The sequence below is a fragment of the Achromobacter sp. JD417 genome, assembly GCF_041879325.1.
Lineage (GTDB): Bacteria > Pseudomonadota > Gammaproteobacteria > Burkholderiales > Burkholderiaceae_B > Achromobacter > Achromobacter mucicolens.
The window spans coordinates 6,041,439-6,056,935 of record NZ_CP087159.1; the positions used below are offsets into that span (position 1 = coordinate 6,041,439).

At 64.3% G+C, this 15,497-nt stretch carries 14 protein-coding genes; 3 read left to right on the forward strand and 11 right to left on the reverse strand.

Annotated features, from left to right (window positions below):
* Positions 1-140: 140 nt before the first annotated feature.
* The 3 genes from LN047_RS27785 to LN047_RS27795 form a co-directional block, all read right to left on the reverse strand.
* Positions 141-1,988, reverse strand: coding sequence for a class I SAM-dependent methyltransferase (locus tag LN047_RS27785; protein ID WP_373980779.1), 1,848 nt, complete (start codon positions 1,986-1,988; stop codon positions 141-143).
* Between the two features lie 70 nt (positions 1,989-2,058).
* A complete protein-coding gene (locus LN047_RS27790) occupies positions 2,059-3,447 on the reverse strand; it encodes an ABC transporter ATP-binding protein (RefSeq protein ID WP_373980780.1) in 1,389 nt (462 codons plus the stop codon).
* Positions 3,437-4,228: an ABC transporter permease gene (locus LN047_RS27795; RefSeq protein WP_056327174.1), complete on the reverse strand. Its 792-nt coding sequence runs from the start codon at positions 4,226-4,228 to the stop codon at positions 3,437-3,439. The genes LN047_RS27790 and LN047_RS27795 overlap by 11 nt, the downstream gene beginning before the upstream one ends.
* Before the next feature lie 507 nt (positions 4,229-4,735).
* Between LN047_RS27795 and LN047_RS27800 the strand changes: the two genes are divergently transcribed.
* The 3 genes from LN047_RS27800 to LN047_RS27810 all read left to right on the forward strand — a co-directional run bounded on the left by LN047_RS27800 (position 4,736) and on the right by LN047_RS27810 (position 7,652).
* A complete protein-coding gene (locus tag LN047_RS27800) occupies positions 4,736-5,305 on the forward strand; it encodes a carbon monoxide dehydrogenase subunit G (RefSeq protein ID WP_373980781.1) in 570 nt (189 codons plus the stop codon).
* A gap of 99 nt (positions 5,306-5,404) precedes the next feature.
* Positions 5,405-6,763 carry an MFS transporter gene (locus LN047_RS27805; RefSeq protein ID WP_373980782.1) on the forward strand — a complete coding sequence of 453 codons (1,359 nt, stop codon included), beginning with the start codon at positions 5,405-5,407 and terminating at the stop codon, positions 6,761-6,763.
* A 13-nt stretch (positions 6,764-6,776) separates the two neighbouring features.
* Positions 6,777-7,652: a DMT family transporter gene (locus tag LN047_RS27810; protein WP_373980783.1), complete on the forward strand. Its 876-nt coding sequence runs from the start codon at positions 6,777-6,779 to the stop codon at positions 7,650-7,652.
* A gap of 8 nt (positions 7,653-7,660) precedes the next feature.
* On the opposite strand, the gene rfbC is transcribed toward LN047_RS27810, so the two are convergent.
* The 8 genes from rfbC to LN047_RS27850 all read right to left on the reverse strand — a co-directional run bounded on the left by rfbC (position 7,661) and on the right by LN047_RS27850 (position 15,362).
* Positions 7,661-8,212 (reverse strand): dTDP-4-dehydrorhamnose 3,5-epimerase, encoded by a 552-nt coding sequence (gene rfbC / locus LN047_RS27815; RefSeq protein ID WP_062838840.1) that lies wholly within the window; start codon positions 8,210-8,212, stop codon positions 7,661-7,663.
* Complete coding sequence (gene rfbA / locus LN047_RS27820; RefSeq protein ID WP_373980784.1) at positions 8,212-9,105, reverse strand: glucose-1-phosphate thymidylyltransferase RfbA; 894 nt, start codon at positions 9,103-9,105, stop codon at positions 8,212-8,214. The genes rfbC and rfbA overlap by 1 nt, the downstream gene beginning before the upstream one ends.
* The gene (gene rfbB / locus LN047_RS27825; protein WP_373980785.1) at positions 9,102-10,154 is read right to left on the reverse strand and encodes a dTDP-glucose 4,6-dehydratase; all 1,053 of its coding nucleotides are present in this window, start codon (positions 10,152-10,154) and stop codon (positions 9,102-9,104) included. Before rfbB ends, rfbA begins: the two co-directional genes overlap by 4 nt.
* A 71-nt stretch (positions 10,155-10,225) precedes the next feature.
* Complete coding sequence (gene clsB / locus LN047_RS27830) at positions 10,226-11,437, reverse strand: cardiolipin synthase ClsB (protein ID WP_373980786.1); 1,212 nt, start codon at positions 11,435-11,437, stop codon at positions 10,226-10,228.
* Positions 11,434-12,297: an endonuclease/exonuclease/phosphatase family protein gene (locus tag LN047_RS27835; RefSeq protein ID WP_373980787.1), complete on the reverse strand. Its 864-nt coding sequence runs from the start codon at positions 12,295-12,297 to the stop codon at positions 11,434-11,436. The genes clsB and LN047_RS27835 overlap by 4 nt, the downstream gene beginning before the upstream one ends.
* Positions 12,298-12,532: 235 nt before the next feature.
* Positions 12,533-14,320, reverse strand: a complete 1,788-nt coding sequence (gene aspS, locus LN047_RS27840; RefSeq protein ID WP_056327158.1) for an aspartate--tRNA ligase — start codon at positions 14,318-14,320, stop codon at positions 12,533-12,535.
* 36 nt (positions 14,321-14,356) lie between these two features.
* Positions 14,357-15,022, reverse strand: a complete 666-nt coding sequence (locus LN047_RS27845; RefSeq protein ID WP_373980788.1) for a DUF502 domain-containing protein — start codon at positions 15,020-15,022, stop codon at positions 14,357-14,359.
* Positions 15,023-15,038: 16 nt separating this feature from the next.
* Positions 15,039-15,362 (reverse strand): FmdB family zinc ribbon protein, encoded by a 324-nt coding sequence (locus LN047_RS27850; RefSeq protein ID WP_373980789.1) that lies wholly within the window; start codon positions 15,360-15,362, stop codon positions 15,039-15,041.
* Positions 15,363-15,497 lie beyond the last annotated feature (135 nt).

Below are 15,497 nucleotides of genomic sequence, written 5' to 3' on the forward strand. Positions count from 1 at the left end.
CCAGGCCTGTTGCGAACGCTGACCATGTACGTTTTTCATGGTTTCCCCTCCGCCTGGCGCTACATGGGATTTCATTCACTCTTGTAATGGCGACAACGCAACCATGCGCTACTGTCGTCGCCCCAAAAACCGCGTAAGGCTCAGGCGGACCGTCCAAACAACGCGCGGAACGCACGCCGCCACCGGGAGCCGGCTTCCGCAAGCGCCCTGCTTTGATATTGTTCCAGCGTCGTGCGCATGGCAGCGATCTCCGCGGCCTGCGTCTGGATCACCGCCTGCTGGTTCGCGTCATGCGCCTTGGCGTCGTCGAGCAGCGCGCGCATGTGCCGGCCGTCGATGCGCACCACCAGCTTGGCGGACTTGACGTAGGTAACCCAAGGCGCGCCGATGCGGCCTTCAACGCCGCCGTTGATCCAGTGCTGCACGCTGGATTCCTGTGCGATGTACTTCTCGACGTGATCATCAGTGATGCCGATGCTCTGCATCCGCAGCGATTCACGCAACAGTTCCAGGATTTCCAGCGGCGTGCCTTCGGCGGGCTGGGCGCAGCTGGAAACGCTGGCCAGACTGCCGAACAGGCCACGCAAGATCACGTAGGACAGCGTCAGGTCCGATTCGAGCTTCCATTCCTTGTCGAAGAAGGCCAGCTCGCCGGGCGCGACTTCCATGCAGTTCAAGGGGGTCCAGTCGAACAGAGCGCCGGGCACCGACTTGTCCAGCGACAGCGACACCGCCGGGCCCAGATCCGCCTCGCGGCAGATCGCGTCGATCCAGGGCCGCGCCCAGTTGCACACGTCCATCGCCGACCAGCCCGGCGTGTTCAGCACCTTTACCAGGCTCAGCCACCAGAGATTGCCCTTCAGATACGGGCCATCGTCGATCGAATGGCTGACCGGCAACGCCGGCGCGGCTTCCTGCGTCACGCGGTCCCGCGCCGTGCGGACTTCGCCGCCGTCCAGGTAAAAGCGCTTCGCGGTGGCAAACGCCGGGTGGCGCTCGACGCTATAGTGCCAGGCAAGATCCTGCGCTTCGCGCAGCGCGGCCACGGCCCGCTCCGACTTGCCGGCAATGATCAGAAACGAGTTCGCCAGGTCTTCAGCCAGGCCGTTTTCGTGGATCGAGGCCCAGGCCTGCTCCAGCGAGAAAGCCGGCACGATCCAGTCGGGCCGGGCGCGGTCGCGGCCGACCGTCCCGGTCAACAGCGGACGGGCGGCAAACTGGCCCTTCGGATCCAGCCCCTTCGAGGTCAGGAGCGACACCGGCATGTGATAGTCCGGCAGCGGGAAATACACTTCCTGCGCGCTTAGTCCGACGGAACCCAGGATGCCCTTGAGCTCATCCAGCCCGAAACGGATGATGGTCTCGGGCCCGTATTGCCCCTCCACGCCGTAGTAGGGCACGTCCACGTTCGGCTCGGGAAAGCCCGAGAAATACTTCAGACCCAGCTTGTTCTGGATGGCGATGACCAGAACGCCGTCGTCATTGAGCTGGCGCGCGGCATTGGCCAGCAGGTCCAGTTCGGCGCGGTCGCCGCAATGGGAAAAAAGCCGGGCGTACTGCAATACGCCGATCATCGTCACGACGTCGAATTTCTTTTCGGCGTTGAAATCTTCGATGCGGTCGCAGACGACGGTGACATTGTTCAAGTCGGCCGTGCGCTGGCGCGTGATCGAGGCGCGGTGAGCCGAGGCCTCCAGGGCCACGACATCGCCGCCCAGCTCGCCCAGATACCGCGTGATGATGCCGCACCCGGATCCCAGTTCCAGCACGCGGCCCCGGCACAGCTTCTCGAGCGGGCGCAGGATGTTGGCGCGCACGGGCGACAGGTGGCAGGCGGACCGCCAGTCCCAGATGGCGCCCACCAATTCGCGGGAAAACAGCGAGCGATCCTTGGCGTCGGCGATGATGCGCTCGATCTGCTGTTCGAAGTCGGCGCCATCGGTGTACGTGAATTCGGGAATACTGCCGTCCGTCTCCGGAAACAGCATTCCTTTGTGTTCTTTGTAATCCGTCGGAAGATTGTGCATTTCAGTTCTCTATCCTGCCAGGCGTCGCCGATTACTCGGAAACGGCATCCAGCAAGATCCTGGGTTGAAATCCGATGTCGAAAAGGCCAGTGGCTGGACGCGGCTCGTCAGCCATCACGCGAAACACGATCGCGTCGACAATACGATGATGCAATGAACCGTCCTCGCCCTGAGCGGCGAAGGTGCAAAAATACGTTGCCGGGTTCAGCGAGCATTCAAACTCGAATTCCAGGTCCAACGAGGTGCCGGCGGTGAAGTCGATGCCGTGTTCGTCCAGGATGGGGTGGGCGCAGCCCGCCAGATCGATACCCGACGTGGTGCGGATCAGCGCGTAGAACCGGACCGCGGGGCAATCCTCGGTGAACTGCACGCTGCACTTGAGCTTGTAGCGATGGCCACGAAGAATGTGATTGACCTGCGCGCCGCCCAATGTCTGAAGCATGGGCGCGGACAGCTTGGCGCCCACTTCGTCGTAGGACAGCGTATCCGGCACGAAGCTCGCATCGAAGAACGGCTCCAGGCCGCCCGACGGGACCGAATCGGCGGCAGCGGCCTGCTTGGCTTCGTCGGCCGCCGGCTCGGCCAGACTGGCCGCGCTCTCGCCCTCGGCGTCGATCCGGCGGATTTCCGCGATCAGCTCGACGGCTTTATCGCTGGTGGTGTTGCCGAGCTTCTGGCCAAAATAAACGGCCCGCTTCGGAATACCGGTGAACAGGCGTTCGCCTGCATTGAGCAGCACCGCGCGGTCGCACAGATTGATAATGGCCGCGCCAGAATGCGAAACAAACAGAATCGTGGCGCCGCGATTCTTGATCGCGTCGATTCGCGCAAAACATTTGCGCTGGAAGGGTTCGTCGCCAACGGCCAGCGCCTCGTCGACGACGAGGATATCCGGGTCCACGTTGATCGCCACAGCGAAAGCCAGGCGGGCGTACATGCCGCTGGAATAATGTTTGACCGGCTGCTCGATAAACTGGCCAATATCGGCAAATGCCGCAATCTCATCAAAACGCGCCTCGATTTCGGGCTGACTCAACCCCAAAACCATCGCATTCAGAAACACATTTTCGCGCCCGGTGAACTCGGGGTTGAATCCCGCGCCCAGTTCCAGCAGAGCGGCGACGCGGCCTTGCGTCTCCACGGTGCCCGAGGTCGGCATCAGCGTGCCGCAGATCATCTGCAGCAGGGTGGACTTGCCCGAGCCATTGCGGCCAATGATGCCCACGGTCTCGCCGCGGCCCACATTGAAGGACACGTCGCGCAACGCCCAGAATTCGCGGAAATAGTTGACCGGCGGCCGGCCAAGCATGCTGCGCAGACGGGGCGCGACAAACTGCTTCAGCCGGTCGTGCGGCCGATCGTAGATCTGATAACACTTGCTCAGGCGATCTACGCGAATGACATTGCCATCAGAGGACATCAGCAAACCCCTTGCGCGCCTTCTGGAACCACCAAAAACCTGCCCACGCAATCACCATGCTGATGGCTGCGTAAATACCAAGCGCGCCCCAATTCGGCAATTCGCCGTAAAGCAGCACCTTGCGGGATTCTTCAATAATCAAGGTAAGGGGATTGAGCATCACAACCATCTGCACCTTGGGCGGCAGATTTGAAATCGGATAGAAAACCGGAGAGACGAACAGCAGCACCGACATCAACAGGCCGATCGTCTGGCCGATGTCGCGAACATAAACGCCCGTTGCCGACAGGAACCAGGCAAATCCCATGGTCACCATCAGCAGCGGCATCAGCACGACCGGGAAAAATATCGCCGTCCAGCTGATGGAGCCGCTGAGCACCAATTGAGCAATCAAGAGCACGCACACGCTGATCGCCGCATGAAAAAGCGCGGCGCCCATCGCCACCCACGGAAAGATCTCCAGGGGAAAGACGACCTTTTTCACGTAGGTCACGTTGCTGTGGATGAGGCCCGGCGCGCGGCTGATGCACTCGGAAAACAGCCCGTGAACAATCAGCCCGACGAACAGCACGACCGCGAAATTCGCGTGGCTGGCATCCTGGCTGACGCCCCAGCGCGCCTTAAACACTACGGTAAAGAAAAACGTGTATACCGTCAGCATGAGCAGCGGCGTGAAAAAAGACCACGCCAGCCCGAAGATCGAGCCGCGATAGCGGCCCAGGACTTCCCGCTTGCACATTTGAACCGCGAGCTTTCGATTGCTCCAGATGCTGTCGAACATCGCAGCCGGAGATACACGCTGTGCCTGATGAGGATTCACACTACCTATCCCACTTGACCGTCCCGCTTCTTACGAAATCCGGGGCGGACATAAAGTTATTGGAAATAATTGCATTACTGACGCCGCCAAAACCCGGGAGCGGCCATTCAGAGGCTGATTCATCAGGAAAAAAGCGCCGTAATATGCTGCCGACCTATCGCTTTAAAGCCCGGGCGTCCAAATTACAACCAGAAAATTATTCGCAACATTGGTTTTGCAAATTATTCAAAATGAACGGACGAAACCTCAGGGCGCAAGGTGCGCATACTAAGTTTTAGTGCAACTGGATATCATAACATGCTGAAAACGCAGGCCGAAGCGGATTTTCCGACGGTATTACTCATTCAGATCTACAAACAATAGTACGTCTCACTATTACTAAGACCTGGCAGTGCCGTCGTCTCGTGGCTATTTTCTCCAGACCGGTCCACAATGGATTCACAACACTGTTGGAACAGGGAGACAGCCATGCGCATTGCCGATGCCCAATGGATTCCTTCGACGCAGCACCAGACCTGGGATGCGTTGACCGACCCGCGAGTGTTACAGAAGTGCATTCCGGGGTGTGTGGAAGTCGCGATGCGCAGCCCGACCGAGTACGCGGTCACGCTGCGCGCCAAGATCGCCGGTATCGACACCGACTACGACGGTGAGATCCTGCTCTCCGATGTCAACGCCCCAAACAGCTGCACGCTGGTGTTCGAAGGCAAGGGGCGAGCCGCCTGCCTGGCGATCGGCACGGCGCAGGTCAACCTGACCACCAAGGACGAGGGCACCCGCGTGGCCTACACCGTTGCCGGCATGGCAGGCGGCAAGCTGGGCGAGTGCGGGGAAGGCGTGCTCCTGAAGGCCGCCGAGAAAATCGTCGACAAGTTCTTCACTGCCTTCATCGACCACATGGCGGCCCAGCCGCGTCTGGCGCCCCCGCCACCGCCGCCCGAACCCGAACCGCGGGGCCTGTCCAATTCCAGCTGGTCCTGGATGCTTGTCGTATTGGTGATCGCCGTATTCTGGGGATACCACGCTTTTTACAAGTGATAACCCTAGGGTGCCGGTGATATCCTAGGCGGCATGACTCCGCCGCCGCCACCCGCTCAGCCAGCCACTGATCCCGCACGTTCAAGACGGGACTTGCTGATGGCGATGGCGGGGGTGTCGGCCACTGTTGTGCTTGCCGCCCTGGATTCCACCATCATCAGCACCACGCTGCCGCGCGTGGCCGAGGCCCTGAACGGCATGGCGCTGTACGCCTGGGTCGGCACGGGCTATCTGCTTGCCACGGCGGCTTCCATCCTGATCTTCGGCCGGCTTGGCGACATGTTTGGCCGCAAGCCCCTGATGCTGGTGTCGGTGCTCATCATCGCGCTTGGCTCCATTGCCTGTGGCCTGGCGCAGTCCATGACGCAGCTGATCGTGTTCCGCACCCTGCAGGGGGTGGGCGGCGGCATGATGATCGCCACCGCCTTCGCCGCGCCGGCGGACCTGTTCCCCGACGCCAAGCAGCGGGTCAGATGGATGGCGCTGGTGTCCGCCGCTTTCGCCATGGCCAGCGGCATCGGCCCCGTGCTGGGCGGCGCGGCCACGCAGGCCCTGGGATGGCGCGCCGCGTTCTTCATCTCGCCCATCGCGGCCGCGGGCGCGTTTTTCCTCCTGGCGCGTTATTTCCCGCGCATCCGGCCCATCCATGACGGCAGCCGCAAGATCGACTGGCTTGGCGCCATCCTGCTCGTGCTGGCCGTGGGCGCGCCGCTGGCCGCGCTGGAGCTTGCCTTTGCCAGCGGCGAACACGCGCACCCGATCCTTGGCCTGACGCTGGCGCTGGTCGGCGCCGCCGCCATCGCCATCCTGATTCCCACCGAGCGCCGCGTGAAGTCGCCCATCTTCCCGCTGCGCGTGCTCTCGGGACACGAGCCGCGCCTGCTGAACGTGGCGGCAATGATGGTCGGCGCGGTGATGTTCATCCTGATCTTCTACAGCCCGCTGCTGCTGCAACAGGTGCTGGGCTATACGCCCAGCCAGGCGGGACTGCTGCTGACGCCGCTGGTGGCCGCGATCTCGGTGGGCAGCATCATCAACGGCCGGATGTTTCCCAAGCAGACCGAACCGCAGCGCCTGATGGTGTTCGGCGGCGTCCTGCTGGCGGCCGGATCGCTGATGGTGCTGCTGATTTCGCCAGGCACGTCGGCGTGGTGGATTCTTGGCGCATTCTTCGTCAACGGCTGTGCACTGGGCTTTCTGCTGCCCAACCTGACGCTTTTCATGCAGATGCTCAGCGAGCGGCGCGACGTGGGCGTCGCCTCGGCGCTGGTGCAGACAACGCGCGCCATCGGCAGCGCGCTGGGTACCGCCGTCGTCGGCATCCTGATTTCCCACAGCACGGTGCTCTCGGGCGTGCGCACCGGCCTGATCCTGTGTATTTTCCTCTCCCTCTCGTGCGCGGTGCTGGCGCACCGGGTGAAGATGAGAAACCTGGTCACGAGCCGCAGCCACGGTTGATTCAGAGCTGAACATGCAACGCCGCGATCTGCAGGACCTGTTGATTCTAGCCGCCGTCTGGGGCGGCTCTTTTCTTTTCATGCGCGTCGCCGTGCCGGAGTTCGGACCGGTGGCGCTCATCGAACTGCGCGTGGGACTGGCTGCGCTCTTTCTCCTGCCCGCCGCGATCTGGCGCAACAAGCTGCCCTTGATCGCACGCCGCTGGAAAGCCATTCTCATGGTCGGCACCTTGAATGCCGCGCTGCCCTTCCTGCTTTACGCCTACGCCGCCCAGTCGTTGGGCGCGGGCTTTTTGTCCGTCGCCAACGCCGTGACGCCGGTGTGGGGCGCCGTGATCGGCTGGCTGTGGCTGAAAGACCGGTTGCCGTGGACGCGCTCGCTGGGGCTGCTGATCGGTCTGTCCGGCATCGTGGTGCTGGTCTGGGACAAGCTCGACTTTCAATCCGGCGGCACGGGCTTTGCCGTGCTCGCCGCCGTCTCCGCGCCCGTCTTCTACGGCGTTGCCGCGAACTGGACGAAGCGTTTCCTGACAGGCGTGGACCCCTTGACCAGCGCAACGGGCAGCATGGTGTCGGCCGCATTGGTCCTGCTGCCCGCTGCCGTGGCCACCTGGCCGCAACAGCCGGTGTCCTGGGAGGCCTGGGGCGCGACGGTCCTGCTTGCCGTCGTGTGCACCGGCGCCGCATACATCGTGTTCTTCCGGCTGATCGCCAACGTGGGCCCGACCGGCGCGGTCAGCGTCACGTTCCTGGTTCCCATCTTCGGGGTGGTCTGGGGCGCGTGGTTTCTGGACGAAGCCATCACCGCGCCCATCCTCGCGGGCGCGGGCATCATTCTTGTCGGCACCGCGCTGGCGTTGGGACTGGTCGGAATGAAGCGCCCCCGCTGAACGCCCCGCTAGGCCGGCGCCATCCGCGGCGCTTGCGCCAGGGCGAGGCCACGGCGGTCGCTGTCGGACAATATCGGCTCGGCCTGCACCGGCCAGGCAATCGCAATCGCCGGGTCGTTCCACATCACGCATTGCTGATGCGCCGGCAGGTACGGCGCGGTCGTCTTGTAGACCACATTGGCGTATTCGGACAGCACCAGAAATCCGTGCGCAAAGCCTTCGGGCACCCAGAGCTGGCGCAGGTTCTCCGACGACAGGATCTCGCTCGTCCATTGGCCGAACGTGGGCGATCCTTCCCGCATATCGACCGCGACATCGAAGATCTCGCCTTCGGTGACGCGCACCAGCTTGCCCTGCGGTTGCAGCGTCTGATAATGCAGGCCGCGCAGGACGTGGCGCCGCGAGTGCGACTGGTTGTCCTGCAGAAAGCGGACCGGCCGGCCGGCTGCCGCGTCAAAGACCGATTGCACATAGGTCTCGACGAAATAGCCGCGGTCGTCCTGGTGCATCACGGGATCGATGCGCAGGACCTCGGGCAGGGACAAGGGCGTCACGCGCATCAATGAGGCAGCCGGGTAAGAAGGTTCATCAGGTACTGGCCATAGCCGCTTTTGACCAGCGGACGGGCCAGCGTTTCCAGTTGCGCCGCGTCGATCCAGCGCTTACGGAATGCGATCTCTTCAGGGCATGCCACCTTCAAGCCTTGCCGGCGTTCAAGCGTCGCAATGAACTGCGATGCATCGAGCAGGCTATCGTGCGTGCCCGTATCCAGCCACGCATGCCCTCGTCCCATGATTTCGACGTTGAGCGCCCCGAGTTCCAGGTACGCCTGATTCACGTCGGTGATTTCCAGCTCGTTGCGCGCGGACGGACGGATCTGGCGCGCCAGGTCGATCACCCGATTGTCGTAGAAATACAGTCCGGTCACCGCGTAGTTCGATTTGGGCGACGCGGGCTTTTCCTCGATACGCAGCGCGTTGCCGTGCGCGTCGAACTCGACCACGCCGTAGCGTTGCGGATCCTGGACATGGTAGGCAAAGATGGTGGCGCCCGCCTCACGCGCCATGGCGCCGGCAAGCAGCTGGTGAAAATCGTGCCCGTAGAAAAGGTTGTCGCCCAGCACCAGCGCGCAGGGCGCCTGCCCGATGAAGTCCGCCCCGATCAAAAACGCCTGCGCCAGGCCTTCGGGCGCCGGCTGCACCGCGTATTCCAGCGACAGGCCCCACTGCCCGCCGTCGCCCAGCAACTGCCGGAATCGCGGCAGGTCGTCGGGGGTGGAGATGATCAGGATCTCGCGTATGCCGGCCAGCATCAGCGTGGTCAGCGGGTAATAGATCATGGGCTTGTCGTATACGGGCATGAGCTGCTTGCTTACCGCCAGCGTCGCGGGATGCAGCCGCGTGCCCGACCCGCCCGCCAGGATGATCCCCTTGCGCGCGCCCGTTGCCGTCATGATGCGTCTCCTTCAGCCGGGCGCGCGTGCCCTGCCCCATCACGCAGCCACTGCGGATGATCCAGATACCACCGGACGGTCTTTTCCAGGCCCGAGGCAAACGTTTCGGCGGGCTGCCAACCCAACGTCTGCCGCGCCTTGTGCGCATCGATGGCGTAGCGGCGATCGTGGCCGGGCCGGTCGGCGACCAGCGCAATCAGGTCGCGGTACGCCCTGCCATCGGGCCGCGGCCGCAAGACATCCAGCAAGGCGCACACCGCCTCGACGACCTGCAGCGTGGTGCGCTCGTTACCCGCGCCCAGGTTGTAGGTTTCGCCAGGCCGGCCGTGTTGCAGCACCTTGCGCAAGCCGTCGCAATGGTCGGCGACATACAGCCAGTCGCGCGCGTGCAGGCCATCTCCGTAAACGGGCAGTGGCTTGCCCGCCAGCGCGTGATGGATCATCAGGGGAATCAGCTTTTCGGGAAACTGCCGGGGGCCGAAATTGTTCGAACAGTGCGTCATGAGCACCGGCAGTCCGTAGGTCTGCGCCCACGCGCGCACCAGATGGTCCCCGCCCGCCTTGCTGGCGGCGTAGGGATTGTTGGGCTGGTAGGGGCTGGTTTCGGTAAAGCCCGGATCGGATGGCGCCAGCGAGCCGTAGACCTCGTCCGTCGACACATGCAGGAACCGGAACGCATCGCGCGCGGCGCCGTCCAGTTCGCTCCAGAACGTGCGGGCGGCTTCCAGCAAGCCGAACGTGCCGCCGACGTTGGTCCTGACGAAATTGCCAGCGCCCGCGATCGAACGGTCGACGTGGGTTTCGGCGGCAAAATTGATGATGGCGCGCGGACGATGCTGGCGCAGCACCTCGGTCACCCGATGCGTGTCGGCGATGTCCGCCACGACCAGCACATGGCGCGCGTCGTGCGCCAGGCTACCCAGATTGGCGCGGTTGCCGGCGTAGGTCAGCTTGTCCAGATTGACGACCGTCTCATCGCCAAGCGCCAGCCAATCCAGCACGAAGTTGGATCCGATGAACCCGGCGCCTCCGGTGACGAGAATGCTCATTGCGTTGTGCCTGATCGGAGGGCTGGCCTCCAAAGCGGGTAGTTTACTGCCGCGCCGGCGTGCGCCCGTGCTCAGTATTTGTCCGACGTTCCCGTGAACGCCACGCCGATCCGCAAGAGCGCGTAGGACGCCGCGTCGATCCAACGCCGCACGAATCCCCGGCGCTGATAGTCCAGCGGCCGGATGAAGCGCCCGCCCTCGCGGATGGCGGTTTCCAGGCGTTCTTGCAGGTCCCACGCGAACGGCTGGCTGTCGACCACGACGTTGGCCTCGCGCGCCAGCAGCAGGCTGAAGGGGTCCAGGTTGGACGAGCCCACGGTGGCCACGTTGTCGATCACCGCGACCTTGGCGTGCAGGTAACCCGGCATGTACTCGTAGATCTCGATGCCGTCGCGCAGAAGCTTGTCGTACAGCGAACGCGTGGCGTGGTACTGCATCCGGTACTCGACCTTGCCCTGCAAGAGCAGGCGCACCCGCACGCCGCGGGCCGCGGCCTTGGCCAGCGCGCGGCGAAAGCGCACGCCGGGAAAGAAATAGGCATTGGCGATCAGGATGTCGCGGCGCGCGCGCGAGATGCCGAACAGATAGGCGCGCTCGAACGTGCGCCGAAAGCGCAGGTTGTCTCGCAGCACCAGCGCGGCGCGCAGCATGCCGCCTGGCGGCGCGGGAACGTCGCGCGGCTTGAGCAACTGCAGGCGATGCCAGTCGCGCGGATGGCGCCGCAGACGCGCCCAGTTCAGGCGCACCCATAACAGTTCCTGCGCGTGGGCCGCCTGCGTGACCAGCGGGCCTTCGACCTGCACGGCGAAATCGAACCGCGGTCCCGTCAGACCGTCGGTCGGATCCAGATCGTCGTAGTCGTCGATGACGTTGATGCCGCCGATGAACGCCATGCGGCCATCGATGATCGTGACCTTGCGATGCAGGCGCCGCAGGCGGCTGCGCGACGGCACGTACCGCGCGAACCAGCGGGGCTCAGGCCGGAAGATGCGGCACTGCGCGCCCGCATTGGTCAGCGCGACCCGCACGCGCTCGCCATGCAAGGCGCTGCCAAACCCATCCAGCACCACGCGCACCTTCACGCCACGGCGCGCGGCCGCCGCCAGGCACTCCAGCACCTTCGCGCCGGTGCGGTCGATCATGAAGATGTAGGTTTCCAGATGCACGCTCACGGTGGCGGCATCGATCGCCGCGCACAGCGCGGGAAAGAAGTCGGCGCCGTTCTCGAGCAGACGGATATCGTTGCCCGGCACCCATTCCAGCCTGTCCTGCTCGTCCTTCACGGGAGTTCCAGCTCCGCGAGCAAGGGGGAGTGATCGGACAGCCTGGCCCATTCGCGGCCGCGCAGCACCCGGGCGCTGCGCACCGCGAAGCCGCGCTGGTAGATGCGGTCCAGGCGGAACCAGGGAAACACCGCCGGGAACGTTCGCGGCGGCGGCGCGAGCAACGAGCTTCCCCCCATGCCAAGCTGGTTGGTGCGCTCCATGACCGAGACGCCGCTATTGGGCAGTCCGCGCAAGGCGTTGGACAGCCGTTTGACCGAGTCGCGCAGGCGCGGCAGATCGCCACCATGGCTGCGCGGGGCATGCGAGAACACTTCGTACAACCCGAGCTGCTGCACGAACATCGGCGCCAGCCTGTCGTTCCAGTCGTTGAAATCGCCCGCGATCAGGATGGGCTCGCCATCGGGCACCATGCGCTTGATGCGCTCGGTCAGCGCCAGGATCTGGCGGCTGCGGCTGCCGGCGAACAGGCCCAGATGCACCACGAAGCAATGCACGGCACGATCCCCGACCTCGACGCGCGCGTGCAGAAGTCCACGCTGCTCGAGACGGTGATCGGAAATGTCGAGATTTTCGTGGTCGATGATGGGATAGCGCGAGAGCAGCGCGTTGCCATGATCGGTGGCATGGCGCACGGCATTGCGGCCGTAGGCCACATCCAGCCGCAAGGCCGCGGCAAGGGATTCGTGCTGTGCGTCGAGCAGCGACTTATGCTCGTTGCGGCCCTGGACCTCCTGCAGGAAGACCAGATCTGGGCGCAGGCCATACAGGCCCAGGCGAAGTTCATTCAGGGAGTCGCGCCGGCCTAGTGCCGAACGGCCCTTGTGTATGTTGTAGCTGACGACTCGGATGAGCGACATGGAAGCAATGGCGCCTTTCAAATCTTGGGAACTGCCGGCCGGGTCCCGGAAGGTCCTCTGGCCAGCCGCCGCCGTGGTTGGCGGCGTTAGCCAGATTACTCCATTTCAGCCGGGCAATCTCATCTTTGCCACGGCACCGGTGTCTGACACCCGCGCCAGAGGCCCTTCAATCCGAGAGCCCCGCACCTGGGTGTCAGACACCGCTTCCGAAGCGCCAAGGACGCTTCGGAAGTGGTTACGCCTTTTCGACGTTGCGCAGGCGGATGTGCAGCTCGCGCAGTTGCTTCTCGTCGACTTCCGAGGGCGCTTGCGTCAGCAGATCCTGGGCGCGCTGCGTCTTCGGGAAGGCGATCACGTCGCGGATCGATTCGGCGCCGGTCATCATGGTGACGATGCGGTCCAGGCCGAAGGCGATGCCGCCGTGCGGAGGCGCGCCGTACTGCAGCGCGTCCAGCAGGTAGCCGAACTTCTCGCGGGCTTCCTCGGCGCCGATCTTCAGCGCGCGGAACACCTTGCTCTGCACTTCCTCGCGGTGAATACGGACCGAGCCGCCGCCGATTTCCCAGCCGTTCAGCACCATGTCGTAGGCCTTGGCGAACGCCTTGCTGGGATCGGATTCCAGGAAGTCCTCGTGGCCGTCCTTGGGGCTGGTGAACGGGTGGTGGGCGGCGGTGTAGCGGCCGTCTTCCTCGTCATACTCGAACATCGGGAAGTCGACCACCCACAGCGGCTTCCAGCCGGCCGTGAACAGACCCGTCTTCTTGCCGAATTCGCTGTGGCCGATCTTCACGCGCAGCGCGCCGATGGCGTCGTTGACGACCTTCTCGCGGTCCGCGCCAAAGAAGATGATGTCGCCGTCCTGGGCGCCGGTGCGCTTGACCAGTTCAGCCAGCGCGGCGTCGTGCAGGTTCTTGACGATGGGCGATTGCAGGCCGTCGCGGCCCTTGGCCACTTCGTTGACCTTGATGTAGGCCAGGCCCTTGGCGCCGTAGATGCCGACGAACTGCGTGTAGGCGTCGATCTCGCTGCGCGACATTTCGGCGCCGCCCGGCACGCGCAGGGCGACCACACGGCTGCCGGGCGCCGTGGCGGCGGCGGCAAACACCTTGAAGTCCACGTCGCGCATCACGTCGGTGATGTCGGTGAACTCGAGTTGCACGCGCAGATCCGGCTTGTCCGAGCCGTAGCGGCGCATCGCTTCGGTCCAGGGCATGATCGGGAACGGCGACGGCAGGTCGACGCCCTGCACCACCTTGAACACGTGGCGGATCAGGTTCTCGAAGATCTCGCGGATTTCGATCTCGTTCAGGAACGAGGTCTCGCAATCGATCTGGGTGAATTCCGGCTGACGGTCGGCACGCAGGTCTTCGTCGCGGAAGCACTTGGTGATCTGGTAGTAACGGTCAAAGCCCGACACCATCAGCATCTGCTTGAACAGCTGCGGCGACTGCGGCAACGCGAAGAAGTGGCCGGCGTTCACACGCGAGGGCACCAGGTAGTCGCGCGCGCCTTCGGGCGTGCTCTTGGCCAGCATCGGGGTTTCGATGTCGATGAAGCCCAGCTCGTCCAGGAACTTGCGGGTTTCGATGGACACGCGGTAGCGCAGCATCAGGTTGCGCTGCATCTGCGGGCGGCGCAGGTCCAGTACGCGGTGCGTGAGGCGGGTGGTTTCCGACAGGTTGTCGTCGTCCAGCTGGAACGGCGGGGTGACCGACGCGTTCAGGATCTCGACTTCCTTGCAGAGCACTTCGACTTCGCCGGAGGCCAGTTCGGCGTTGGCCGTGCCCGCCGGACGCTCGCGCACCAGGCCGGTGACGCGGATGCAGAATTCATTGCGCAGGCGCTCGGCGGTGGCGAAGGCGGCGTTGTCCGGATCGAACACGATCTGCGCCAGGCCCGCGCGGTCGCGCAGGTCGATGAAGATGACCCCGCCGTGGTCGCGGCGGCGGTTCACCCAGCCGTACAGGGTGACGGTCTGGCCGAGATGGTCACGGCAAACCTGGCCGGTGTAGCAGGTACGCATGCGGGATGACTCCGTTGTGTGCTTGGTGTTTAAGGGTTACGAATCGGCGCGGGGTGCGTCCTGCACGCCCGGCGCCGGAGCGAGCGCAGCCGGCCGGACCACGGGCGTTGCCGCCGGGGCCGGGGCGACTACGCCCATGGAAACGATGTACTTCAGGGCCGCGTCCACGCTCATCTGAAGGTCGATCACCTCGGCGCGAGGCACCATCAGGAAAAAGCCGGACGTGGGGTTGGGCGTCGTCGGCACGTACACGCTGATGTGGTCGCCAGGCAGGCTGTCGGCCACTTCACCGCTGGGCGTGCCGGTGACGAAAGCGATGGTCCAGGCCCCCGCGCGCGGATACTGCACCAGCACCGCGCGGCGAAACGCCTGTCCGTTGGGGGCAAGCACGGTATCGCTGACCTGCTTGACCGAGTTGTAGATGGAGCGCACGAGCGGGATGCGGCCCAGCAGACTTTCCCACTGGTCGACCATCGTGCGGCCGATCAGGTTGGCGGCGAACACGCCCGTCAGAAGCACCACCGCGATCACCAGGACGAAGCGGAAACCGGGAATGTCCAGGCCGAACAGCGATTCGGAGGACAGAAAGCCAGGCACGAACCCTTCCAGGGTGGCGACCAGCAGCCCCAGTACCCACACCGTGATGACCAGGGGAACCCAGATCAACAGCCCGGTGATGAAGTACTTCTTGATGACGCGCATTCGCATCGCGAGCGCTCTAGGAGGCGGCGCTGCCGGCAGCAGGCGCCGCCGGGGCGGGCGTGGCTGCCGGCGCCGCGGCAGGCGCGGCGGCGGGAGCGGCGCTTTCAGCCGGGGCTGACGCGCCCGCGGGCGCTGTGCCCTGGCTGCCGCCGCTGCCGTTGCCACGGAAGTCCGTGACATACCAGCCGGAGCCCTTGAGCTGGAATCCAGCCGCGGTCACCTGCTTGGAAAACGTGCTTTGACCGCATTCGGGGCATTCCGAAAGCGGCGCGTCAGAGATCTTCTGCAAGACGTCTTTGGCATGGCCGCAGGCGCTGCACTTGTAGGCATAGATGGGCATCGAGGACTCCCAGGCGAAAAGCCGGGCATATCAAAATCGGCCTGCCGCCGCGCGCGGGCGCGGGGCGCGGCCGCTGGGCCAGGCTAGAAAAATACGGGAAAGTCTTGAATTTTAGCGGTTTTTCATAAAGCGTCG